The organism is Arthrobacter sp. MDT1-49-2, from assembly GCF_059090185.1.
In genome coordinates this window covers 234,258-255,239 of record NZ_JBNHFK010000005.1, presented here as the reverse complement: position 1 = coordinate 255,239, position 20,982 = coordinate 234,258, and the positions used below count along the sequence as shown (strand labels likewise).

The following is a 20,982-nucleotide window of genomic DNA, read 5'->3' as shown; positions in this document are numbered from 1 at the left end:
TGGAACCCAGTTCTCGCTAAAGGGACAGTGCGGCCGATCCGTGGCCTAATGCGTGAGCGATCCATGCTCACTGGGAATTATCGGCATGGCGCAAATCCATGTAAGTGGAATGCCGAGTAATTTTTTTACTTTTTGCAGGTATGCGTTACGCGGAAAGACAGCAGCCTTGCTTTTGGAAATCAGCAAGTACCCTTGGTATTTGTTTTTCGACGGCACCCTGAGGTTTTTGACTTCCCGGTTATCCGTCGACTTCCAGATAAACCGGTGCCGAGGACGGTCCGGGAATGCTGTTAATCAGCATGGACTGCTTGCGGTTGGTGCGGGATTCGCTGCGCAGGTGGGCGTAGGCCCGGGCCTGCGCCTTGGACAGCAGCCGGGCGCGCGTTGCCAGTTCCTGGGGCAGCGGACCGAGTTCGGCCGGCGGCTCCCATTCGGCGGCCAGTTCGTTGGCCTGTTCCACCAGCGACTGTCCTTCCAGGAAGGCCTCGAGGTTGTCTTCGAGCTGCGTCAGGACGGTTTCCCAGAGCAGGAAGTTGGCCAGGTCCGCCGGGGTGCGGTAGGGCTCCGCGGATTCAGCCGACACCGAGGACCCCTCCCGGGATGCCGGCCGCTGCCGGTGCGGCGCCGGCGGCCGGGAGCTGGCCGGCGGCGTCATGCCAGGCCAGCCGGATCGGCTCCAGCAGGTCAATGCACTCGCGCGTCAGTTGCGCGTCGCGGCTGATGTTGGCGTTCATCAGGGTGGAGAGCGAATAGGTGTACAGGGCGTGCAGGTTCTCCCCGCCCTCCCACACATCGGTCTTCAACGTGCCGAGCAGTTCGGTGATGATGGCCTGGGCATGGAGCAGGTTTTCCGAGGCCACCTGCCAGTTGCTGTTCCGCTGCGCTTCTTCGGCCCGGGCCAGGTCCAGCAGCAGCCGGTCGTAGAGCATGGTCAGCAGCCGCGCCGGTGAGGCGGAGAGCACTGCGTTCCGGGCATATTCGGCGCGTTTGGCCGCAAGTCCGTAGTTCACGGTCACTTCTTACTCGAGTTGGCGGAGAGGGAATCGAGCTGGCCGGTCAGCCAGTCCATCTGGCTGTTCAGCGAGCCGAGTTTGACTTCCAGGTTGGTCCAGATGAGCTTTAGCGTGGATTCGCGGGAGGCCAGCCGGCGGTCCCAATCCTCCACCTGGGTGTTTAGGGTCCGCACCATGGATTCCTGGCTGGTGATCCGCTTGGTGATGGAGCCGTCGTATTTGTCCGACGCGGCTTTGCCTGCGGTTTCGACCCGGGCAGCAATGGCGGCCAGCGCGCCCTGGGTCTTCTCCGGATCCGCCTTGAGGGCGGCGGTGAACTTCTCGGCGTCGAACTCGACCGTGCCGTACTTGGTGAGGGTGATGCCGATGGTCGACGTCGAACTCCCCTCCAGTGCGCCGGTGGCGGCGTCCATGATGGACTGCTTCAGGGAGCGGGTGGCCGAGTCTCCGGTGAACACGCCGCCGACGGTTTTGGTCACGCCGTCCGAGGTATTCACGCTGACGGTGGAGTTCCGGTCGATGTAGGTGAACACGTCGGTGAGGCTGGCGACCAGGGAGGCGGCGACGTCGGAAATGGCTTTGGTGTCGCGGCTCACGGCGACGGTGACGGGGTCGGTGGACACCGCGGAGACGGTGATGTCGACGCCGGGCATCAGGTCCGCGAAGGTGTTGGTGGCGGACGTGATTTTTGTTTCCGCGCCCGGAACACCGGCCCAGAGGGTAACCTCGGCGTCGGAACCGGCACGGATGGAGCCCAGATCGGTGCCGTTCTGGGAGACAGTGAATGCCCCGGCGGCGCCGGTGGCGGCGGCACTGAACTGCATGCGGTACTGCTGCACGCCGTCCACGCTGCCGGCGGCGATCTTCACGGCCGTGACACCCAGGTTGGCCTTATTGACGGTGCTGATCACCTCGTCCAGGCTTTTGCCGGCGGTGTCCAGCTCGGTGATGGTTCCGTTGGCGGAGATGGCGAGGGCGTCACCGTTGGGCCAGGCGGCCATGGCACCGGAGAGGGATACCTGGGCGGTGGCCAGTTTGTTGACGGTGAGGTCCAGCGAACCGGCGGCGGCACCGGGCTTTACGGTCGCCTGAACCGTCTCCGCACCGGTGACGGCGGCATACCGATCGGTGCCACCTGCCTTGGCGATTTTCCCTGCGGCCTCGGCCAGCGAAGCGATTTTGGTGTTCAGGTTCTGCAGGGCCGTGGCGAACAGCTTGTTGGTTTCGACCTTTTGCTTGAGCATCGCCTGCGGGCGGGCTTCGATCTTCATCAGGTCAGCAATCATGGCGGTGGTGTCGATGCCACTGATCAGCCCGTCAATGCCTAGCGCCATGGAAATGCTCCTTGAGAAGTCCTGCTGGAAGAGTGCTGCCGGTAGTGCTGTGAAAAACCGAAGGCAGGGAATGGGCTGGCGGCGGGAAGCGTGAGGTCCAAGTCATGTTTCCCCGCCGCCAGCGGCCATTCACCTGCCGGCTCTGCGGTTACTGCTGATGAATCTGGTCAGGCGGTGCTACTACTGCAGGAGCGACATAACGCCGGAGTTCATCTGGTTGGCCTGGGCCAGCATGGCGGTGGCTGCCTGGGACAGGATCTGGGACTTGGTGAAGTTACCCATTTCCTGAGCCATGTCCGTGTCGCGGATGCGGGAGTTGGCCGAGGAGAGGTTCTCCACGGACACCGCGATGGAGCGTCCGGTGGATTCCAGGCGGTTCTGCTGTGCACCGAGGGTGGCGCGCTGCTCCGAGGTGCTGGCGATGGCCTTATCCAGAGCCGCGATAGCCTTCTGGGCACCGGCCTCGGTGGAGACCGAGAGCGCAGTATCGCCTGTGCCCTTCAGCGTCGTCATTGTGCCGGCAACGTCCGCCAGATCGACAACGATGGTGTCCTCAGCAGAAGCGCCAACCTGAATGCTCACGTTTGCCTTGGTTACTGTCGCGTCAACGTTGTTCGTATTGTCCAGCAGCTGAATGCCGTTGAAGTTGGTCTTCTCGACAATGCGGTCGAGCTCGCTCGTGAGAGCGGTGACCTCGGACTCGATGGCTCCGCGAGATGCTTCATTGTTCGTATCATTCGCGGACTGCACGGCCAGGTCGCGCATCCGGTTGAGGATGTTGTGGACCTCGGTCAGGGCGCCTTCAGCGGTCTGGATGAGGCTGACGCCGTCCTGAGCGTTGCGGCCGGCAACCTGAAGGCCGGAAACCTGGTTCTTCAGGCCTTCCGAGATCGAGAGACCTGCAGCGTCGTCGGCAGCACGGTTGATGCGCATACCGCTGGAGAGGCGCTCCACCGACTTGGCCTGCTGCGTCTGGTTCAGGTTCAAGTTACGCATGGCGTTGAGCGATGAAACGTTGGTGTTAATTGTGAAACCCATGATGTATTCCTCCGTGAGCGGGCTGTGTTCGCAGGCCCGTCCGTGGGCCTGCAACCATAGCTATCGGCGGAGCATCATTCGGTGTTAGGAATTCGGGAAAAGTTTTTTAAACCTTTTCCTCAACGGATTATTGGCCGGTATTCGCAGCCGGAGCCCCTAGGACGCTGCAGGATTGAACAGCGGAGGCAGTACCGACGCGGCAGGCATGACCGGCGCCAGGTGATGACGGGTAATACCGCCGGCCGTCCGGTCCCCCACTGAGGTTAGGTAGGCGTTCCGGCGGGCCGGAGAAATCCGGGAAGAGATCTGCGGGGCAGCACCCTCGTCCGAGTAATGCGTGCCCAGTCCGTCGCGGAGCAGGCGGACGGCTTCGGCACGCTGCTGGGAGACGGCGGAATGGGTGCTGCCCAGCTCTTCGGCCAGATCCTTCACCGTGCGGTCATGGAAGTAGATCTCCTCCACGATGTACCGCATCTTCTCCGGCAGCGCGGCCACAGCGGCGGTCAGGTACTTCAGCCGCTCCGAGGCCAGCAGCGACCCTTCCGGGGTGGGCAGGTCCGTGACAAGGAAGTCGGAGACGGACTCATCCAGGCTGGACACGGTGCGGGAGGCATCGGTCAGGGCATCCTGCGCCACGGTACGGTCGACGCCGAGGGCGGAGGCAATCTCATCCACGTTCGGTGTGCGGCCCAGGGCAGCGGTGAGGGTTTCCTTGACGGCCAGCGTTTCCTTGATCCGGCGGCGCGCGGAGCGGGTGGCCCAGTCGCTGGAGCGCATCTCGTCCGCGAACGCGCCGACAATGCGGCGGCGGGCGTAGGCACCGAATGGCACCCCGAGAGTCGGATCGAAGGAATCCGCCGACGTTATAAGGGCTATGGACCCGGCGGACGCCAGATCATCACGCGAGAGGTGCGTGGCTTTGGCGCAGACTTCGGATACGAGATAGCCAACCAGCGGCAGATTTTCCACCACGAGGGCATTGCGTTCAGCGCGATTCAATTTTTGGACCCCCAAGCCCTTGTTTCCCCAAATGACCCAACTGTTTTTTCCAGTTGCCCAACTGTCTCCAGTTGTGCGCCGGCTTCGTGGTCAGTGGCTGAGTCCCCTGCGGTATCCACGCTCAAGCGCTTTAGCTGAAACATACCACTAACATTGAGAGGGAACCGGCCGATAGTCATTTGTGGCGGACAAATAGCCAGATGTACGCCAAACCGAAGACTTTTGCCGCAGGTTGGGGCCTGGAAGCAGACGTCTTAGTTCTGCTTATAGATATTCAGTGCACAACCTAGGAGGTGAGCTAAGCATGGGTACCCAGAAACTCTCGGCGCTTCTCTGGGAGGAACGCGAGTTATTGGAACTTCTTGTGTTCAAGCTCGAAGAAGAACAATTGCTGCTTACCTCCGGGAAAACCAAGTGGCTGACGCATGCCACCCGTGAAGTGGAGCAGGTTCTTGAGCGCCTGCGCGCCGCCGATCTGGGCCGCGCCGTCGCCGTCGCCGGCCTGGCCGCGGAGTGGGGCACTGCCGAAGACGCGACCCTGCGCGAGCTGGTGGCCGCTGCCCCACCCGGACCGTGGACCGAGATCTTCGGCGCCCACCTGCAGGCCATGACGGAGCTGACCGTGAAGATCCGCGAACTGCGGGACATCAATGAGCAGTTCCTGCGCACCGCCGCGCGCTCGGCGCAGGAAACCCTGGCCGGGCTGAATCCCGAAGCCAATACCTACACGGCGTCCGGCACCTCGGCCGCTCATACGTCAGCCGCACGGCTGGTTGACCAGAACATCTGACGTTAAGGACCTCTAAGCAATGAGCACCTTCAGCGGCCTTAACACGGCGTACACCGGCCTCTCGGCCGCCCGCAAGGGACTGGACGTAGTGGGCCAGAACGTGGCGAACGCCAATGTGGCCGGCTACACCCGCCAGCGCCTGAACACCTCCGCCGCCCCCTCGGTGGCGCCCACCGGCAAATTCGCCGCCGGCACCGGCGTGGGCCAGGGTGTGTCCGTGGATTCCATTGCCCGTCTGGGCAGCCTGCAGCTGGATACCCGGGTGCGCAGCACCGCCGCTGTGGCCGGCTACTCCGCGGTCCGCGCAAATGCGCTGATCGATCTGGAGGACAGCTTCAACGAACCCGGTGAAAACGGCCTCTCCGCTGCACTGCAGAACTTCTCCGCCGCGTGGCAGGGCATGAAAAACAGCCCCGGCGACAACGCTGCCGCTGCCGTGCTGCTGAACGCGGCAGGCGGCGTCGCCGGCCAGATCGCCAACGGGTACAACACCGTCAAGGACCAGTGGAACAGCACCCGCGGCTCGCTCAATGACATGGTGGGCGAGCTCAACGCCAGCGCCGCGCAGCTGGCCGCCCTCAACGGTGCTATCCGGTCCACGCTCGCTTCCGGCGCCTCCGCGAACGAACTGGTGGACCAGCGCAACGCCCTGGCGACCACCATCTCCGCCCTGAGCGGCGCCACCGTCCGGGAATCCGCGGACGGCATGGTGGATGTGCTCATTGACGGCAACGCCCTGGTCTCCGGCACCAACGCCCGTACCCTGCAGGTCACCGGCGGTACCTCCATGGAGGACTCCCGGGAAACCGCCGTGGGCTGGACGGACCGTCCCGGCACGGCAGGAATCAGCAAAGGCGAAATTGCTGGTGCCGTTTCCCTGCTCGCCTCCGCCGGCAGCGGCGGCGTCTTCGCGAAGGCCGCAGCGTCCTACAACGAGGTAGCCGCCACGCTGGCCGCCTCCGTCAACGAACTGCATGCGCAGGGCGCCACCACAGCGGGGACCACCGGACTGAACTTCTTCGCCGTCGGCAATCCGGCAGCCACCACCCTGAAGGCAATCCCGACGAATGCCTCCGGCATTGCCGCCGGGTACCCGAACGCCGGTGCCCTGGACGGTAGCCTGGCCGAAGCGATCTCCCAGCTCGGCTCCAAGGCCGGTTCCGCGGACAAGGTGTGGAGCGGCTTCGTCACCGCCACCGCGGCCCAAAGCCGGGCGGAACTGCAGCAGGCCACCCTGGCCGGCGTGGCTTCCTCCTCGGCCGTGGACCTGCAGCTGTCCAACGCCTCGGTGGACCTGGACGAGGAGAACGTGAACCTGCTGATGTACCAGCACGCGTATCAGGGCGCCTCGCGCGTTATGAGCGCCATTGACGAAATGCTTGACACCCTCATCAACCGCACCGGAATTGTGGGAAGGTAACCCGTGATCAGCCGCACCACCAACCAGACCATGGCCCGGACGGCCCAGCAGAACCTGCAGGCCAGCATGTCCCGGATGGCCAAGCTGCAGGAGCAGGTCACCTCCTCCTCCGCCATTGCCCGTCCCTCCGACGATCCCACCGGCACCGCCAACGCAATGAAGGTCCGGGCCGAAATCCGGGCCAACACCCAGCACGCTTCCAACGTGAGCGACGCCGAGGGCTGGCTCAGTGTCACCGACGGTGCCCTCGCCAACACCAACAAGATCCTCGGGCGGGTCAAGGATCTGGCGCTCAGTGCCAGCACCGGCACCATGTCCCCCACGGACCGTCAGGCCATTGCCACCGAGCTGGAGGGCCTGAAAACGGACCTGCTGCGCGAGGCCAACACCACCTACCTGGGCCGCACCGTCTTTGCCGGCACCTCGGACACCGGCAAGGCCTTCACCCAGGATGCCGCAGGCACCTACGACTACAGCGGAAGCGGCACCCCCACTACGCGCCGATTGGACAGCAGTACGCTCATGCGCGTTGATACCGATGGTGAAGCAGTCTTTGGCAAGGGCGAGAATTCCGTCTTCCGGCTGGTGGATGACCTGGTCTCCGATCTGAAGGCCAACAAGGATTCCTCCGGGTACCTCACCAAGATCGACGCCGCCGCCGACACCGTGCTGCGCGAACACTCTGCCCTGGGTGTGCGGCACGCAGCGACACTCAAGGCCAAGGACACCCTGGCGGACCAGTCCATCAGCCTGGAGACCCGCCGCTCCGGCATCGAGGACCTGGATACCGCCAAGGTCATCCTGGACATGAAGCTGCAGGAAGTCGCCTACCAGTCGGCCCTGGCCGTCACCGCACGGGCACTGCAGCCGACGCTGATGGACTTCCTGCGATGAGCACGGGCCTGACGTTCCTGACGCCGCCTCCCGGACTGGCTCCGGAGGTGCATTTCGAGCTGGAAGAGATCGACGGCGCCGCGGGGCTGTTCGCCCTCACCGCCGCGTCCGGCGGCAACCACCGCCTCTATGTACTGGACGCTTCGGTGTACCTGCCGGACTACCATCCGGAAATCACCGACGACCAGCGCCGCCAGCTGGACCTGGCCACTTCCGAGGACGCTGCGGTGCTGGTGGTCGCCAACCCGGCACTGGACGGCACCACCGTCAACCTGCTGGCACCGATTGTGCTCAACGTCCACACCGGCAGCTGCGCCCAGGTCATCCTGGAAGGCCAGGACTGGCCGGTCCGTGCTCCGCTGGAGCCGGTCGCCGCGTAACCCCCGGCCTAGCGGGACCACGCCAAGCCGGCCGGACCCACCACACGAAAAAGGAGCACACCCCGCGGGGTGTGCTCCTTTGGTGTTTCTCGGCTGTTAGGCGAAGTCGGCCGTGGCCGGATCCGCGCCGTAGCGGGTGCCGTTGTCCAGCGCGTTGATGGCCTCAATGTCCTCATCGCTGAGCTTGAGGTTCAGCGCTTCCCAGTTTTCCCGGATCCGGGACTCGGTCACGGACTTGGGGATCACGATGCTGCCCAGGGCCAGGTGCCAGGCGATGACCACCTGGGCCGGAGTGGCGCCGTCGTACTTCGCGGCGATCTCCACCAGCTTGGGATCCTCGAGCAGGCCCTTGCCGGAGCCCAGCGGGGACCAGGACTCGTGCAGGATGTTGTGCTCTGCCTCGAAGGCGCGCAGGTCGGCCTGGTTCAGGTACGGGTGGGTTTCCACCTGGTTCAGGACCGGGACCACGCCGGTGGCGTCGATGATTTCCTGCAGGGCTTCCTTGGTGAAGTTGCAGACGCCGATGGACTTTACGCGGCCCTGCTTCTGCAGTTCCACGAGGGCCTTCCAGGTGTCCACGTACTTGTTCTGCTTCGGCTGCAGCCAGTGGATCAGGTACAGGTCCAGGGTTTCCAGGCCGAGACGCTCCATGGAGGCGTCGAAGGCCTTCAGGGTTTCTTCGTAGCCCTGGTCCGCGTTCCACACCTTGGTGGTGATGAACATGTCCTCGCGGGGAACCGACGTGGCGGCAATGGCGCGGCCGACGCCGGCCTCGTTGCCGTAGATCTTGGCCGTATCGATGTGGCGGTAGCCAACCTCGAAGGCCTGCCCCACTACCTTTTCGGCAACCTCGTCCTCAACCTGCCACACGCCGTAGCCGAGCTGGGGAATGGTGTTGCCGTCATTAAAAGTCAGAACCGGTGATGTAGTCATTCCCACATCCTTATCCCGCGGGCCCCCGGAAACAAAGCCGATAAGCTCACCGCGAAAAGAGCGCTGACCCTATTCCCGTTTCCCGTGAATACTTTGCGGGCGGGGTTCGAGGTGGGACGGATCCTCGAGGCCCCCGGAACCTCGGTTTGCGGCCTGTTCAGCGTACGAGCCCAACTTCGGTCAGGTCATTCAGCAACTGGGCCTCTCTCCAATTGGCCAGTCCCGACCGGGGAGTCTCGTCAGCGCCCAGGGCCGGTTCCTGAACCAGGATGTCACTCAGCGTCTCCTGCACCGGACGCAGCTGAAGCCCGGCATCGACGGCACGCTTGTTGGATCTCGCGTTCATGCCGTGCCATTCGGGATCAACGAGCCAGAAGGGCAAAGACCCTTCCCCCGCCCATTCATTGACGCCTTGCTGCAGCAGCCATTGTTCCGGGGCCGCGATAACCGGCCCCTGATGCCCGGCAATGGAACGCGCAATGTTCGTGTGTTCGAGGAAGGAGAGAGGGTTGCCGACAGCATTGAAAATGCCACCGGTGCGGTTTGCCGCCATACGGACCAGCCAGGCGGCAAGGTCGCGGACATCGATCATGGCGGTGGGCAGCTCCGGCGCATCCGGCACGAGGACGGTACCGGTCTCGTTCGAAGGGCTGGCGAATCGGCGGACCCAGTAGGTGGTGCGTCCGCTGGGATCGCCCGGGCCGCCGATCAGTCCAGCCCGGGCAATCACACTCCGGTCCGGGCCGAAAGCTGCCAGCACAGCATCCTCGCAAGCCACTTTGGCGGGCCCGTAATCATCCGGCGTGGCCATTTTGTCGGCTTGGAGGGGAGGTAAACGAGGTGAGTCTTCGTCCGCGCCCACCTCTTTTTGAGATGCATAGACATTTCCCGTGGACACAAAAATGTATCGGTCGGCGGCCTTTTCAAGATCCCGAACAGAACGCTGCACAAATGCCGGCTGCCGGGCCACGTCGATTACCGCATCCCACCGGTCCATGCCCAGTTTCTGCAAAGCATCGTCGTTTTCGCGATCCGCACGAACGAGACCGGCGCCCGGCGGCACGCTGTCCCCGCGTGCCACACACGTGACGTCGTGACCCATCGCCAGCGCGGCCTTTGCGACGGCGAAACCGAGCCAAGCCGTTCCACCCAGTACAAGAATCCTCATGCGATGACACTCACAGTTTTGGAACGGAAAAGCACTGGTTTATGCCGCCGGCACAACGCAAACGGCGCTTCCAGCGAGGTGGGGGGTCACCAAATGCGGCAATCCCCTACCGCAGCGCAGCTTCGTTCAACGCCCGCTCGGCTTCGGCCACATCGTCCTGCACCAGGGCAGCCCGGCGGTGCACGTTCTCCAGTCCGGCCGAGGCAATCCCCCAGCGCTCCCCTTCCAGCCGGGACATGGCCGCGGCTTCCGCGGCGGCGGCCAGGGAGTTGCCGCTGCGCGAGAGGGCGCGGTGCACGGCGGTCATGGCGCCGGGAATGTTCTGCCCGCTGCTGGGCTGCTGCTGCTGGGCCTGGGTGCATACGGCGCGCACGCGCGGCAGCAGTGCCGCCAGGTCATTGGCAACGGTCACCAGCCCGTTGTAGAGGGCGTCATCCTCCACGCCCTCCAGCATCTGGTAATAGCGGTCCAGGCCGCGGGTAAACCGGTCATGGGCACGGCGCCACACGCCCTTGCCGAGTTCGACGTCGTCCTTCCGCCCCTGCCGGGCGGCTGCAAAAAGTGCCATCTACGTCCTACTACAGGTACTGACCGGGGCCCGAGTGCGGTTCCTGCCGCGGGCTACCCGTTCCCTGGGGTCCCTGCGCACGGTGCGGTTCCCCGTCATCTCCAATAACAACTCCCGGGGCCAGCATGGTCCCGGGCGGCAGCTGGCGCAACTGCAGGCGGCCGGCAGCCATTTGGTTGGCGGTCTGCTGGGCGGCGATGGCCGTCTGGATGCCGCGGAACAGCCCTTCCAGCCAGCCGACCAGCTGGGCCTGCGCAATCCGCAGCTCGGCGTCGGTGGGGGTGGCATCGTCCAGGAACGGCAGGTTGATGCGGTGCAGCTCATTCACGAGCTCCGGCGCCAGCCCGTCCTCCAGCTCACTCACCGAACGGGCATGGATTTCCGCCAGCCGGTTCCGGGCGGCATCATCCAGGGGTGCATTGCGCACCTCTTCGAGCAGCTGCTTGATCATGGTGCCGATCCGCATGACCTTTGCGGGTTCATCCACCAGCTCATTCAGCTTGGCCGGGCCGCTTTTGGACTTGTGATGCCCGTCCGCAGACTGGCCCTCCATCCCCTGGCCATCAGCCTGGTGCCCCGCCGCGGCGCCGTTCCCGGCAGCAGCCGCGCCGCCGGTATCGCCTGCAGGGGCGCGCCCTGTTCCGCCGTCGTCAGGGGTCTCGGGTGACTTCTGTCCAACCGGAACGTCCGCGGCCTGCGGCCGTTCGGAGGATCCGTTCTGTTCAGTCATGGGATTAATGCTCTCACGGTTGGTTCCGGTTGCCGCCGGGGTGGTCAGCTTTCCAGCTCTTCCTCGCGGTTTTTCGCGTATTCGCCGTCCGGGCTCAGCCCCGCGACCTGGGCGCCGGCGTTCAGCTGGCCGGCGGTGTAATGCCGGCTGTCGAACTCGGGGCCGGAGGCCTTCTCCTCGGCGGGCAGGTTGATGTCCTGTTCCAGGTGCCCGTCTTCATCCTCCACATTGGGGGCGGAGGTGGCGCTGATGTCTTCGCGGAGGTGCTCCGGCAGCGCCTCCAGATCGTCTTTTTTTCGCATTCCTCCACCCAATCAGCATCCGCGCGGACACTCAAGGGAACGCAACAAAGGGACGTGAACGGGCGACGGCGGTGCCGCAGCTTCCGAAAAAGCCGCGGCACCGCCGTCGTGGTTGGGCCGGCTATGCAGCCGTCAGCAGCAGCGTCCCTCGGGGTTGGCGTCCTGCCGGTCCATCTTGTCCCGCCAGAACTCCCGCTCGCTCATCAGCGGCGATTCGCAGCCGGACGCCGCGTGGAAGTCCGCGTACTTGCGGTAGGCGTCCTCCCCCATCACGTCCCGGAAGAACCGCACGAACCCGGCCACGCCCTGCCGGACGGCAACTGCGGCGCTCATGAATGCGCTGCCCGTTTCCCGGGCCGGTTCTCCTCCGGCAGGGCATCCCACTGGGCCATGATCTCCTTCTCCGCCGGCGTGGCCAGGAAACCTGCCGGTGCGAAGGTCCGCGACGGAACGGCTGGGTCCTCCGCGCTCGGGGCGCCGCCGGCCCGGTAGGATCGGATGCTGGCAATAACGGCCGTGATGATCACAATGATCGCCAGCGTCACGAAGACCACGGACAGGGTGGTCTGGATGAGCGTATTGCGCACCACCGCCTCCATGGCTTCCACGGTTTTGGCCGTACCGAAGCTGGTCTTCCCTTCGGCCAGTGCCGCCTGGAACGCCTCGTGGTTGGCCCAGTAGCCCACGGCGGGGACCGGGGAGAAGATCTTGTAGAACGACGCCGTGATGGTCACCACTGCGGCGAAGCCCAGGGGCAGGACCACAATCCAGAGCCATTTGAACGCGTTCTTCTTCGCCAGGATCGCCATGCAGATGGCCAGCGCAATGGCGGCCAGCAGCTGGTTGGCAATGCCGAAGAGCGGGAAGAGGGTGTTGATCCCGCCAAGCGGGTCGGTGACCCCCATCAGCAGGATGGACCCCCAGCCGGCCACCATGATGGCCGTACACACCCAGGCCCCTGTCCGCCAGGACATGTCCCGGAATTTCGGAACGAAGTTGCCGATGGAATCCTGCAGCATGAAGCGGGCCACGCGGGTGCCGGCGTCCACGGCGGTGAGGATGAACAGGGCCTCGAACATGATGGCGAAGTGGTACCAGAAGGCCATCATGGACGGCCCGCCGATCAGCGAATGCATGATGGTGGCCAGGCCGACGGCGAGGGTGGGCGCGCCGCCGGTGCGCGAAACAATGGATTCCTCTCCCACGTCAGTGGCCAGGGAGGAGAGCATGTCCGGGGTCAGGTTCACGCCGGCCAGGCCCAGGCTGTTCACGAAGGCAACGGCGCCTTCCACCGTGCCGCCGGTGGCACCGGCGGAGGCGTTCATGGCGAAGTAGATGCCGCGGTCAATGGAGATGGCCGCCACCAGCGCCATGATGGCCACGAAGGACTCCATCAGCATGCCGCCGTAGCCGATGAAGCGGGTCTGGCGTTCCTTCTGCAGCATCTTCGGGGTGGTGCCGGAGGAGATGAGGGCGTGGAAGCCGGAGAGCGCACCGCAGGCAATGGTGACGAACAGGAAGGGGAAGAGCGGGCCGGCCACTACCGGTCCGTTGTCGCGGCTGGCGAATTCGCTGACCGCGGGGACGTTGATTTCCGGGCGGACAATGATGATGGCGACGGCCAGCATCACGATGGTGCCCACCTTCATGAAGGTGGAGAGGTAGTCGCGCGGGGCCAGCAGCAGCCAGACGGGCAGGACGGCGGCAATGAAGCCGTAGATGATGATGCCCCAGGCGATGGTGGTCGGCTCGAGGGTCAGGGCGTCACCCAGCGGGGTGTCGGCGATCCAGCCGCCGGCAATGATGGCCGCCAGCAGCAGCACAAAGCCGATGACGGACACTTCGGTGACCTTGCCCGGCCGCAGGTAGCGCAGGTATACGCCCATAAACAGGGCGATGGGGATGGTCATGCTGACGGAGAAGACACCCCACGGGCTTTCCGCCAGGGCGTTGACCACCACCAGGGCGAGAATGGCGACAATGATGATCATGATGACCAGGGTCGCGATCAGGGCCGCGGTGCCGCCGATGAGGCCCAGCTCGTCGCGGGCCATCTGGCCCAGGGACCGTCCGCCGCGGCGCATGGAGAAGAACAGGACGAGGTAATCCTGGACCGCGCCGGCAAACACCACGCCCACGATGATCCAGATGGTGCCGGGCAGGTAACCCATCTGGGCCGCCAGTACGGGGCCTACCAGCGGGCCGGCGCCGGCGATGGCGGCGAAGTGGTGCCCGTAGAGAACCCGCCGGTCCGTGGCGGCGAAGTCCTTGCCGTCCGCCTTGTATTCGGCCGGTGTGGCGCGGCGGTCATTGGGCTTGAGCAGCTTGGCTTCGATGAGCTTGGAGTAGAAGCGGTAGCCGATCAGGTAGGTACACACGGCGGCGAAGACGAACCAGATGGCGTTCACGGTCTCCCCGCGTACCACCGCGAGCATGGTCCAGCTCAGGCCGCCCAGCAGGGCGATGCCTACCCAGATGGCGATTTTTGCCGGGGTCCAGCGCCGGTCTTCAGCTTCGAGGATCTCCGGATCCACGGCAACCGGCGGCAGGGCCGGGTCCTGTTCCAGGACGTCGCCGTCCGGCCGGCCCGTGGGCCCTGGTGTGTCCGGGGTTTCGGCCCGGCGCCGATGTTTCTCGCTCATGATGAATCCCTCTGTGTGCGGTGGCGTTGTCTTCGTTGACCGTCATACCGATAGGCAGGGAGTGGGCCCTGCTCCTAGAGGTTACTACCGCAAGGGTGTGTTACATCACGTTAAGGGCGACGGCGGCCGCGCCGGGTAAGCGGCCGCCGTCGTTCAGCGAGTATCCGCTAAACGGTCAGCAGGATCTTGCCGGTGTGCCGGCCGGAGTCGAAGTACTCGTGCGCGGCGGCTGCTTCCGCCAGCGGGAAGGTGCGGTCCACCAGCGGACGGATGGCCCCGGAGGCCAGCAGCGGCCACACGTACTGGCCCACGGCGGACATGATGGCACCCTTTTCCTCCACGGGACGTCCGCGCAGGGTGGTGCCGATGACGGCGGCGCGCTTGGTCATCAGCTGGTTCAGGTTCAGCTCCGCCTTCGCTCCGCCCTGCAGGCCGATGATGACCAGGCGGCCGGCGACGGCGAGCGCGTCCAGGTTCCGCTGCAGGTATTTCGCGCCCACCACGTCCAGGATGACGTCGGCCCCGTGGCCGTCCGTCGCTTCCCGTACCGCTTCAACGAAGTCCTGTTCCTTGTAGTTGATCAGCACCTGCGCGCCCAGCGAACCGGCCAGCTCCAGCTTCTCAGCGGATCCGGCGGTGACAATCGGGACGGCACCGAACGCGGCCACCATCTGGATGGCCATGGTGCCGATCCCGCCGGAAGCACCGTGGATGAGGACGTAGTCCCCTTCCTGCACGGCGGCGGCCATAAAGAGGTTGGAGAACACCGTGGCCGCGGTTTCCGGCAGCGACGCTGCGGTGACGGCGTCCATGCCGTCCGGCAGGGGCAGGACCTGCACGGCGGGGACGGCCACCTGTTCCGCATAGCCGCCTCCGGTCAGCAGGGCGGCCACCTCGGTGCCCACGGCCAGCCCCTCGACGCCCTCCCCCAGCGCGGCAATCCGGCCGGACACTTCCAGGCCCGGATATTCGGAGGTTCCCGCCGGAACCGGATAGTGGCCCTGGCGCTGCAGCACGTCCGCACGGTTGATGCCGGCGGCAATGACATCAATCAGCACTTCCCCGGGTCCGGCTTCAGGCGCCGGCACATCCTGTACCTCCAGGGCTTCGGGGCCGCCGCGTGTTCCAATAACGATGGCTTTCATGCTGTCCTTCCTGCTTTGGGGAATTTTGGTGATTTCATCCCTTCTGCCAGACTACATAGTGAGGAAGGTTGTCCGAGCGGCCGATGGAGCTGGTCTTGAAAACCAGTGTGCGGTAACCCCGTACCAAGGGTTCGAATCCCTTACCTTCCGCTCAAAGACAAAAGCGGTCCCTTTTATGGGGCCGCTTTTTGTATTTGCGGCAACGCCCCGGGCCACTACGGTGAACACATGACCGACGGAGACAATGAGCAGCAGGAACGCGAGCGGCTGCTGCGCGACCTTGAACGCCTCGCCGATTCACTGCAGTCCTCCTCGGTACCCACCTTTCTCGACCCGCTGCTTTCCACGGACCTGACGGTCCGGCAGCTGAAGGTGCTGACCATCCTGGTCACCACGGAGGAGGGTGCCACCGGCCGCGGGCTGTCGGAGTCCTTCGGCGTCTCGATGGCCTCCATGTCCGGGCTGATTGACCGCCTCGTCGCGCAGGGTGTGGCCGTGCGTTCGGAGGATCCCAAGGATGCGCGGGTGCGCCGGGTAAAAGCCACTCAGCTGGGCCGGACCCTGGTCCGCCGGCTCGTCTCGGGGCGTCCGGAGCTGAATTTCGACATTCTTGCCCGGCTCGCCGTGGAAGACCTCCGCGCACTGGAGCAGGGCATGCGTGCCATTGACGCCGAGGTGAACCGCGGGTCCGACAGCGGCTCGGACACCGGTTCAGGCGGCGAAGGATGACCGCGCTCCCGCCGGCGCTGATCGCCGGCATCAGCCGGCTGGTCCAGGCGGCCGGGCTGGTCGCCCTGGCTTATCTGCTTGACCGCTTCCGTGACGCCGGGACCTTGGTCTATCTGGGCGGAGGAATCGGGTCGGGCCAGCTGCGGCTGGTTGCCCTGGCCGCAGCCTGGGGGTTCCTGCTCGGATCGTCGGTCGCAATGGTTCCCTGGTTCAGCGGCCTGGTCCGCCACGGGGTGTGGCGTTGGTCCGCCGGCATCCTCGGCACAGCCGCCAGCTGCCTCGCGTTGGCGCTGCTGGCCGGGTACGGATTCATTGCCCTCCTGAGTTCAGGGCCAGGCTATGAAAAAGTGTCGGCCCCGGCGGGGGACCATACACTCCTGATCAACAACCGGAGTTTCCTGCTGCTCGGGACGCATGTCGTCTATGAACAGCAGCACGGACCCGTGTACGTCCTCCGGGACACCGTCCTGACCGATGACGGCTACGATCCGTTCGGCGCCGGGGCATTTTCCGTGCAGTGGGGACGCGATAGCGCAACCCTCTCCTACGCTGTCCAGTCACCGATCGAGGAGGGTGACCCGGTTCCCCGCGACGGCCGGGCAGTCATCCCGCTCGGGCCCAGGTGACGGGAGCTCAGAGCCGCCCCGCGCCGGCGGCGGGCAGGACGGTAAACAGTGCCGGCTCTTTCCAGCCCTTGTCCGCGAAGGCTGAGAGCACAGCCGCCCGGACGGCTTCCTCGGCGTCGGCGCGGATCAGGGCTATGGCGGAGCCGCCGAAGCCGCCGCCGGTCATCCGGGCACCCAGGGCACCGGCCGCGAGCGCTGCCTCCACGGCCAGGTCCAGCTCCGGGCAGGAGACCTCGAAGTCATCCCGCAGCGAGGTGTGGGAAGCAACCAGCAGCTCGCCGATGCCCTCCACATTTCCGGCGCGCAGTTCCGCGGCCACGTCCAGGACCCGCTGGTTCTCGCCCAGCACGTGGCGTACCCGGCGCTGAACCTCCGCATCCAGTCCGGAGAGGTCCGCATCGGCCGGCACATCGCGCAGTGAGTCCGCGCCGAGGGCAGCCGCACCGCGCTCGCAGGCCGCCCGGCGGGCGCTGTAGCCGCCGTCGGCGTGGCTGTGCGCCACCCGGGTGTCCATCACGAGCACCTCCAAACCATGGTCCGCCAGCGGCAACGGCACGTTTTCGGCGTCAAGGGATCGGCAATCCAGGAACAGGGCACCGCCTTCCTGCCCCATCAGCGAAGCCGACTGGTCCATGATTCCGGTGGGGGCGCCGACAAACTCGTTCTCGGCGTACTGGGTCAGGCGGGCCATCCCGGGCCGGTCCAGGCCCAGGCCCAGCAGGTCGTTCAGGGCCACGATCACCGCCACCTCCACGGCATGGGAGGAGGACAGCCCGGCGCCCACCGGGACGGTGGAATCCAGCAGCAGGTCAAAGCCGGGGACGGAGACCCCGGCACGCTGCTGCAGTGCATAGACCACTCCCGCAGGGTAGCTGCCCCAGCCCTCCGCTGATCCCGGCACCAGGTCGCCGGTCCGGAACCGAGCCCGCGAGAGCCCCCGGCCCTGCTGCCCATAGGTGGACGCGAGCCGGACGGCGTCGGCCTCGCCTTCAGGATCCTGGCCCGGCCGGCGCAGCCGCACGGCCACGAGGGCGCTGCGGTCAATCGCGAAGGGCAGCACAAAACCGTTGTTGTAGTCCGTGTGCTCCCCGATCAGGTTTACCCGCCCCGGCGCGCGCCACACGCCGTCGGGCTCCTGGCCGTAGACCTCGGCAAAACGCCGCGACAGGCTCTCTGCCCGGTCCTGCAGCGGCTCGGCGTTGGCGGCGGCGCTCATGCGCGGACCTCCCGGAGTTTCGCGGCGGTCTGTTCCGCGGTGGTGTCATTGATAAAGGCGCCCATGGCCGCCTCGGAGCCGGCCAGGAACTTCAGTTTGTCCGCTGCCCGGCGCGGGCTGGTCAGCTGCAGGTGCAGCCTCCCGGCCTCCCGGTCGGCAGCGGTGACGGGTGTCTGGTGCCACGCCGCGATGTAGGGGGTGGGGGTGTCATACAGCCCGTCCACGCGCTGCAGCAGATCCAGGTACAGGCCGGCGAGCTCATCGCGTTCGGCTCCGGAGAGTGCGGCGAGGTCCGGCACCTGGCGGTGCGGCACCAGATGGACTTCCAGCGGCCAGCGGGCGGCATAGGGCACATAGGCGGAGAAGTGCTCTCCCTGCAGCACCATCCGGTCCCCGGCCTCGGTTTCGGCCCGGAGCAGCTCGCCCATCAGCGGCTTCCCGTGCTCAGCCAGGTGCCGGCGGGAACGTTCAGCCAGCCGCGCCGCATACGGGGCGGCGTACGGGTAGGCGTAGATCTGGCCGTGCGGGTGGTGCAGGGTGACGCCAATGTCCTGGCCGCGGTTCTCGAACGGGAACACGTGCCGGATGCCGGGCAGTGCGGAGAGCTCCTCGGTGCGCTGCGCCCAGGCCTCCACCACGGTGCGGGCGCGTTCATACGGCAGCTGCCCGAAGGAGGCATTGTGCTCGGGGGTAAACACCACCACTTCACACCGCCCGAACGCCGGTGAGGGACTCCCCCACAGCTGCGCGCCGTCGTCGGGCAGCTCGCCCAGCGCCGGGCCCAGGGAGGGGAAACGGTTTTCAAACACGACGACGTCGAAGTCCCCGGCCGGGATTTCGGAGGCCCGGGTGTCCGTGGACGGGCAGAGCGGGCACTGGTCCGCAGGCGGCAGGTAGGTCCGGGACTGCCGGTGGGCGGCCACGGCCACCCATTCCCCGGTCAGCCGGTCGAAGCGGACCTCGCCGTTGCCGGAACGGGGATCGAGCGGACGGGCATCGGTAACCTCCTCCACCGGCCGGCCGCCGCGGTCCGTGAAGAACAGCGATTCGCGGCCGTCCGCCAGCTGATGGCGGCGGTGGACGATGGGCAGCGCGGCAGTTTCCTGCCGCGCAGCCGGGGACGTGCTGGACACTTACTGGCCTCCCATGCCGGATGTCGCGAATCCGCGGATGATGTGCCGCTGGAAGAGCATAAAGACGATCAGCAGCGGCAGCGCACCGATCATGGCGCTCGCCATTTCCGATGCGTACTGCACACCATAGGCATTCTTCACCGTACCCAGACCCACGGGGATCGTCATGATCTCCGGGGAATTGGTCACGATGAACGGCCATAGGAAGTTGTTCCAGGCACTGATGAAAACGAAGATCGAGACCGCCGTGAGGATGGACCGGGACAGCGGCAGCACCACCGAGAAGAACACCCGGAAGTCACTCGCCCCGTCCAGCCGGGCCGCTTCCTCCAGTTCCACCGGGATCTGGTCGAAGAAGTTCTTCATCACGATCACCATCAGCGGCATCACCACCTGCGGCAGGGCAACACCCAGGAGCGTGTCCGAAAGCCGCAGGGCGATCATCTGGTCAAACAGGGGGACAATCAGGATCTGCGGCGGCACCATCAGCGCGGCAATGGTCAGTACAAACAGCCAGCGGCGGCCGCGGAACTTCTGCCGGGAGAACGCATAGGCCGCCAGTGCGGAGATGGCTACGGTAATCACCGTGACCAGGGTGGAGACCAGGACCGAGTTCCAGATCCACAGGGGGATGTCCCCGGCGGCCAGGACATTGCGGTAGGCCTCCGCCGTCCACCCGCCCTCGGGCCAGAACTTCAGCGGCGCAGCCGAAACGTCGGCCTCGGATTTGAAGGACGAGAGAACTGCCCAGACCATCGGCAGCGCCCAGAGGGCGGCCAGGACGGCCACCACCGTGTATGCCGCGGCCCGGCCCTTTTTGCCGGGGCCGAGAGTCAGGGTGCGCAGGTGTTCGGCTTCCCGCTTTTTCTGGGCCCGGGCGCGGGCCCGGGCGTCGACGTCGGACCCTGCCGGTTCCCGGCCGGAGCCGGCCGGGGCGGTTGCCGCTGTTGTGGACGTAGCCATGTCAGGAGTCCTTCCGCTTCGCGAACCACATCTGGGCCAGGGAGACCAGAACAATCAGCGCGAAGAAAATGTAGGAGGTCGCGGAGGCGTAGCCGAGCCGGTATCCGGTGAAGCCGGCGTCGTAGATGTACTGCAGGATGGAGCGGGTGGCGCCGTTGGGACCGCCGGCGGTCAGCAGGAAGATCTGGTCAAAGACCTTCAGCGATGCCAGTGCCTGCAGCAGGACAATCAGCCCCGTGGTGCTTTTCATCATGGGCAGGGTGATGGAGAACAGCCGCCGCCAGGTGCCGGCCCCGTCCAGCTGGGCCGCCTCGTAGAGGTGGTCCGGGATGTTCTGCAGTGCCGAGAGGTAGAGCAGGAAGTTGAAGCCCACGGTCCACCACAGGGTGACCAGGGCAATGGACCACATGGCCACCTGGTCGTCGCTGAGCCAGCCGACCTGGCTGATGCCGAAACGGTCCAGCAGACCGTTGATCAGCCCGAAGTCGTTGGTGAAGAGGAAGGCCCAGATGGCAGTCACCACGGAGACGGGCAGCAGGAACGGCGCGAAGAAGGTCAGCCGCCACAGCCACTGGCCCTTGAGCCCGGTGTACACGAGGTACGCCATGGCGAAGGAGACCAGGATCAGCGGCACCGAGGAGATGACCGTAAAGAACAGGGTGTTGCCCAGGCTGGACCACATCTGCGGGTCGGTCAGGGCTTCTGAATAGTTGGCGAGCCCGGCGAACGAGGATTCGTCATTGACCAGGGACCGGTCGGTGAGGCTCATCCAGAGCCCGTAAATGATCGGCCAGACAAGGAAAACTGCGAAGAAGAACAGGTACGGGGCCAGGAACCAGTAGCCGGTGCGGGAGGCGGCGGCCGGCTTACCGGGCCGCCGCCGGGGCACAAGGCCGGTGCCGGCTGCGGCGGGCGGGCGGGGCGTGCTGGCGGGACTGTTGGTGGTGGTGGTCATGGCT

Annotated in this window: 23 protein-coding genes and 1 tRNA gene; 7 read left to right on the top strand and 17 right to left on the bottom strand. The window is 65.7% G+C overall.

The features are described from left to right. Positions 1 to 238: 238 nt before the first annotated feature. The 5 genes from AC5RTS_RS09280 to AC5RTS_RS09260 all read right to left on the bottom strand — a co-directional run bounded on the left by AC5RTS_RS09280 (position 239) and on the right by AC5RTS_RS09260 (position 4,384). Complete coding sequence (locus AC5RTS_RS09280; protein WP_493991773.1) at positions 239 to 583, bottom strand: hypothetical protein; 345 nt, start codon at positions 581 to 583, stop codon at positions 239 to 241. Beyond that, positions 573 to 1,010 (bottom strand): flagellar export chaperone FliS, encoded by a 438-nt coding sequence (gene fliS, locus AC5RTS_RS09275; RefSeq protein WP_493991772.1) that lies wholly within the window; start codon positions 1,008 to 1,010, stop codon positions 573 to 575. Before fliS ends, AC5RTS_RS09280 begins: the two co-directional genes overlap by 11 nt. A gap of 2 nt (positions 1,011 to 1,012) precedes the next feature. Next, on the bottom strand, positions 1,013 to 2,347 hold the full coding sequence (gene fliD, locus AC5RTS_RS09270; protein WP_493991771.1) for a flagellar filament capping protein FliD: 1,335 nt from the start codon (positions 2,345 to 2,347) through the stop codon (positions 1,013 to 1,015). A 180-nt stretch (positions 2,348 to 2,527) separates the two neighbouring features. Beyond that, positions 2,528 to 3,385 carry a flagellin N-terminal helical domain-containing protein gene (locus AC5RTS_RS09265; protein WP_493991770.1) on the bottom strand — a complete coding sequence of 286 codons (858 nt, stop codon included), beginning with the start codon at positions 3,383 to 3,385 and terminating at the stop codon, positions 2,528 to 2,530. 156 nt (positions 3,386 to 3,541) lie between these two features. Then, a complete protein-coding gene (locus tag AC5RTS_RS09260; protein ID WP_493991769.1) occupies positions 3,542 to 4,384 on the bottom strand; it encodes a sigma-70 family RNA polymerase sigma factor in 843 nt (280 codons plus the stop codon). A gap of 304 nt (positions 4,385 to 4,688) precedes the next feature. Here AC5RTS_RS09260 and AC5RTS_RS09255 point away from each other — a divergent pair, with 304 nt between their 5' ends. Genes AC5RTS_RS09255 through AC5RTS_RS09240 form a run of 4 tightly spaced genes read left to right on the top strand, consistent with a single transcriptional unit; the run spans position 4,689 to position 7,868 of the window. After that, complete coding sequence (locus tag AC5RTS_RS09255; RefSeq protein WP_493991768.1) at positions 4,689 to 5,174, top strand: flagellar protein FlgN; 486 nt, start codon at positions 4,689 to 4,691, stop codon at positions 5,172 to 5,174. 19 nt (positions 5,175 to 5,193) lie between these two features. After that, positions 5,194 to 6,594, top strand: coding sequence for a flagellar hook-associated protein FlgK (flgK, locus tag AC5RTS_RS09250; protein ID WP_493991767.1), 1,401 nt, complete (start codon positions 5,194 to 5,196; stop codon positions 6,592 to 6,594). A 3-nt stretch (positions 6,595 to 6,597) separates the two neighbouring features. Then, the gene (flgL, locus tag AC5RTS_RS09245; protein ID WP_493991766.1) at positions 6,598 to 7,488 is read left to right on the top strand and encodes a flagellar hook-associated protein FlgL; all 891 of its coding nucleotides are present in this window, start codon (positions 6,598 to 6,600) and stop codon (positions 7,486 to 7,488) included. Beyond that, a complete protein-coding gene (locus AC5RTS_RS09240; protein WP_493991765.1) occupies positions 7,485 to 7,868 on the top strand; it encodes a flagellar assembly protein FliW in 384 nt (127 codons plus the stop codon). The genes flgL and AC5RTS_RS09240 overlap by 4 nt, the downstream gene beginning before the upstream one ends. A 96-nt stretch (positions 7,869 to 7,964) precedes the next feature. Here the strand turns inward: AC5RTS_RS09240 and AC5RTS_RS09235 are convergent, their stop codons facing one another. The 8 genes from AC5RTS_RS09235 to AC5RTS_RS09200 all read right to left on the bottom strand — a co-directional run bounded on the left by AC5RTS_RS09235 (position 7,965) and on the right by AC5RTS_RS09200 (position 15,356). Then, on the bottom strand, positions 7,965 to 8,801 hold the full coding sequence (locus AC5RTS_RS09235; RefSeq protein ID WP_227929397.1) for an aldo/keto reductase: 837 nt from the start codon (positions 8,799 to 8,801) through the stop codon (positions 7,965 to 7,967). Between the two features lie 157 nt (positions 8,802 to 8,958). After that, positions 8,959 to 9,969 carry an NAD-dependent epimerase/dehydratase family protein gene (locus tag AC5RTS_RS09230; protein ID WP_493991764.1) on the bottom strand — a complete coding sequence of 337 codons (1,011 nt, stop codon included), beginning with the start codon at positions 9,967 to 9,969 and terminating at the stop codon, positions 8,959 to 8,961. Positions 9,970 to 10,075: 106 nt separating this feature from the next. Beyond that, positions 10,076 to 10,537 (bottom strand): hypothetical protein, encoded by a 462-nt coding sequence (locus AC5RTS_RS09225; protein WP_493991763.1) that lies wholly within the window; start codon positions 10,535 to 10,537, stop codon positions 10,076 to 10,078. A gap of 10 nt (positions 10,538 to 10,547) precedes the next feature. Next, on the bottom strand, positions 10,548 to 11,267 hold the full coding sequence (locus AC5RTS_RS09220; RefSeq protein WP_493991762.1) for a bacterial proteasome activator family protein: 720 nt from the start codon (positions 11,265 to 11,267) through the stop codon (positions 10,548 to 10,550). Positions 11,268 to 11,311: 44 nt separating this feature from the next. Continuing rightward, on the bottom strand, positions 11,312 to 11,569 hold the full coding sequence (locus tag AC5RTS_RS09215) for a hypothetical protein (protein WP_493991761.1): 258 nt from the start codon (positions 11,567 to 11,569) through the stop codon (positions 11,312 to 11,314). Positions 11,570 to 11,701: 132 nt separating this feature from the next. Further along, positions 11,702 to 11,902, bottom strand: coding sequence for a YbdD/YjiX family protein (locus AC5RTS_RS09210; protein WP_493991760.1), 201 nt, complete (start codon positions 11,900 to 11,902; stop codon positions 11,702 to 11,704). Continuing rightward, complete coding sequence (locus tag AC5RTS_RS09205) at positions 11,899 to 14,211, bottom strand: carbon starvation CstA family protein (RefSeq protein WP_493991759.1); 2,313 nt, start codon at positions 14,209 to 14,211, stop codon at positions 11,899 to 11,901. Before AC5RTS_RS09205 ends, AC5RTS_RS09210 begins: the two co-directional genes overlap by 4 nt. A 167-nt stretch (positions 14,212 to 14,378) precedes the next feature. Next, the gene (locus AC5RTS_RS09200) at positions 14,379 to 15,356 is read right to left on the bottom strand and encodes an NAD(P)H-quinone oxidoreductase (RefSeq protein WP_493991758.1); all 978 of its coding nucleotides are present in this window, start codon (positions 15,354 to 15,356) and stop codon (positions 14,379 to 14,381) included. Positions 15,357 to 15,418: 62 nt separating this feature from the next. Between AC5RTS_RS09200 and AC5RTS_RS09195 the strand changes: the two genes are divergently transcribed. The 3 genes from AC5RTS_RS09195 (at position 15,419) to AC5RTS_RS09185 (ending at position 16,711) form a co-directional block, all read left to right on the top strand. Next, positions 15,419 to 15,506 (top strand) — tRNA-Ser (locus tag AC5RTS_RS09195). 78 nt (positions 15,507 to 15,584) lie between these two features. Next, positions 15,585 to 16,085, top strand: coding sequence for a MarR family winged helix-turn-helix transcriptional regulator (locus AC5RTS_RS09190; RefSeq protein ID WP_493991757.1), 501 nt, complete (start codon positions 15,585 to 15,587; stop codon positions 16,083 to 16,085). Beyond that, positions 16,082 to 16,711 carry a hypothetical protein gene (locus AC5RTS_RS09185; protein ID WP_493991756.1) on the top strand — a complete coding sequence of 210 codons (630 nt, stop codon included), beginning with the start codon at positions 16,082 to 16,084 and terminating at the stop codon, positions 16,709 to 16,711. The genes AC5RTS_RS09190 and AC5RTS_RS09185 overlap by 4 nt, the downstream gene beginning before the upstream one ends. 7 nt (positions 16,712 to 16,718) lie before the next feature. On the opposite strand, the gene galK is transcribed toward AC5RTS_RS09185, so the two are convergent. The 4 genes from galK to AC5RTS_RS09165 are packed head-to-tail and all read right to left on the bottom strand — an operon-like array spanning position 16,719 to position 20,978. Then, complete coding sequence (gene galK / locus AC5RTS_RS09180) at positions 16,719 to 17,927, bottom strand: galactokinase (protein WP_493991755.1); 1,209 nt, start codon at positions 17,925 to 17,927, stop codon at positions 16,719 to 16,721. Beyond that, a complete protein-coding gene (gene galT / locus AC5RTS_RS09175; RefSeq protein ID WP_493991809.1) occupies positions 17,924 to 19,012 on the bottom strand; it encodes a galactose-1-phosphate uridylyltransferase in 1,089 nt (362 codons plus the stop codon). The genes galK and galT overlap by 4 nt, the downstream gene beginning before the upstream one ends. Positions 19,013 to 19,060: 48 nt before the next feature. Further along, on the bottom strand, positions 19,061 to 20,023 hold the full coding sequence (locus tag AC5RTS_RS09170; protein ID WP_493991754.1) for a carbohydrate ABC transporter permease: 963 nt from the start codon (positions 20,021 to 20,023) through the stop codon (positions 19,061 to 19,063). Position 20,024: 1 nt separating this feature from the next. After that, positions 20,025 to 20,978, bottom strand: coding sequence for a carbohydrate ABC transporter permease (locus AC5RTS_RS09165; protein ID WP_493991753.1), 954 nt, complete (start codon positions 20,976 to 20,978; stop codon positions 20,025 to 20,027). Between the last annotated feature and the right edge of the window lie 4 nt (positions 20,979 to 20,982).

What these genes read in the sequence shown, in the direction of transcription:
- AC5RTS_RS09170 (WP_493991754.1), bottom strand. Translation starts at nt 20,023, where the DNA reads ATGGCTACGTCCACAACAGCGGCAACCGCCCCGGCCGGCTCCGGCCGG.
- AC5RTS_RS09190 (WP_493991757.1), top strand. Translation starts at nt 15,585, where the DNA reads ATGACCGACGGAGACAATGAGCAGCAGGAACGCGAGCGGCTGCTGCGC.
- AC5RTS_RS09165 (WP_493991753.1), bottom strand. Translation starts at nt 20,978, where the DNA reads ATGACCACCACCACCAACAGTCCCGCCAGCACGCCCCGCCCGCCCGCC.
- AC5RTS_RS09255 (WP_493991768.1), top strand. Translation starts at nt 4,689, where the DNA reads ATGGGTACCCAGAAACTCTCGGCGCTTCTCTGGGAGGAACGCGAGTTA.
- AC5RTS_RS09210 (WP_493991760.1), bottom strand. Translation starts at nt 11,902, where the DNA reads ATGAGCGCCGCAGTTGCCGTCCGGCAGGGCGTGGCCGGGTTCGTGCGG.
- AC5RTS_RS09205 (WP_493991759.1), bottom strand. Translation starts at nt 14,211, where the DNA reads ATGAGCGAGAAACATCGGCGCCGGGCCGAAACCCCGGACACACCAGGG.
- AC5RTS_RS09240 (WP_493991765.1), top strand. Translation starts at nt 7,485, where the DNA reads ATGAGCACGGGCCTGACGTTCCTGACGCCGCCTCCCGGACTGGCTCCG.
- AC5RTS_RS09225 (WP_493991763.1), bottom strand. Translation starts at nt 10,537, where the DNA reads ATGGCACTTTTTGCAGCCGCCCGGCAGGGGCGGAAGGACGACGTCGAA.
- fliD (WP_493991771.1), bottom strand. Translation starts at nt 2,347, where the DNA reads ATGGCGCTAGGCATTGACGGGCTGATCAGTGGCATCGACACCACCGCC.
- AC5RTS_RS09235 (WP_227929397.1), bottom strand. Translation starts at nt 8,801, where the DNA reads ATGACTACATCACCGGTTCTGACTTTTAATGACGGCAACACCATTCCC.
- AC5RTS_RS09185 (WP_493991756.1), top strand. Translation starts at nt 16,082, where the DNA reads ATGACCGCGCTCCCGCCGGCGCTGATCGCCGGCATCAGCCGGCTGGTC.
- flgK (WP_493991767.1), top strand. Translation starts at nt 5,194, where the DNA reads ATGAGCACCTTCAGCGGCCTTAACACGGCGTACACCGGCCTCTCGGCC.
- AC5RTS_RS09220 (WP_493991762.1), bottom strand. Translation starts at nt 11,267, where the DNA reads ATGACTGAACAGAACGGATCCTCCGAACGGCCGCAGGCCGCGGACGTT.
- galK (WP_493991755.1), bottom strand. Translation starts at nt 17,927, where the DNA reads ATGAGCGCCGCCGCCAACGCCGAGCCGCTGCAGGACCGGGCAGAGAGC.
- AC5RTS_RS09265 (WP_493991770.1), bottom strand. Translation starts at nt 3,385, where the DNA reads ATGGGTTTCACAATTAACACCAACGTTTCATCGCTCAACGCCATGCGT.
- AC5RTS_RS09215 (WP_493991761.1), bottom strand. Translation starts at nt 11,569, where the DNA reads ATGCGAAAAAAAGACGATCTGGAGGCGCTGCCGGAGCACCTCCGCGAA.
- AC5RTS_RS09200 (WP_493991758.1), bottom strand. Translation starts at nt 15,356, where the DNA reads ATGAAAGCCATCGTTATTGGAACACGCGGCGGCCCCGAAGCCCTGGAG.
- AC5RTS_RS09230 (WP_493991764.1), bottom strand. Translation starts at nt 9,969, where the DNA reads ATGAGGATTCTTGTACTGGGTGGAACGGCTTGGCTCGGTTTCGCCGTC.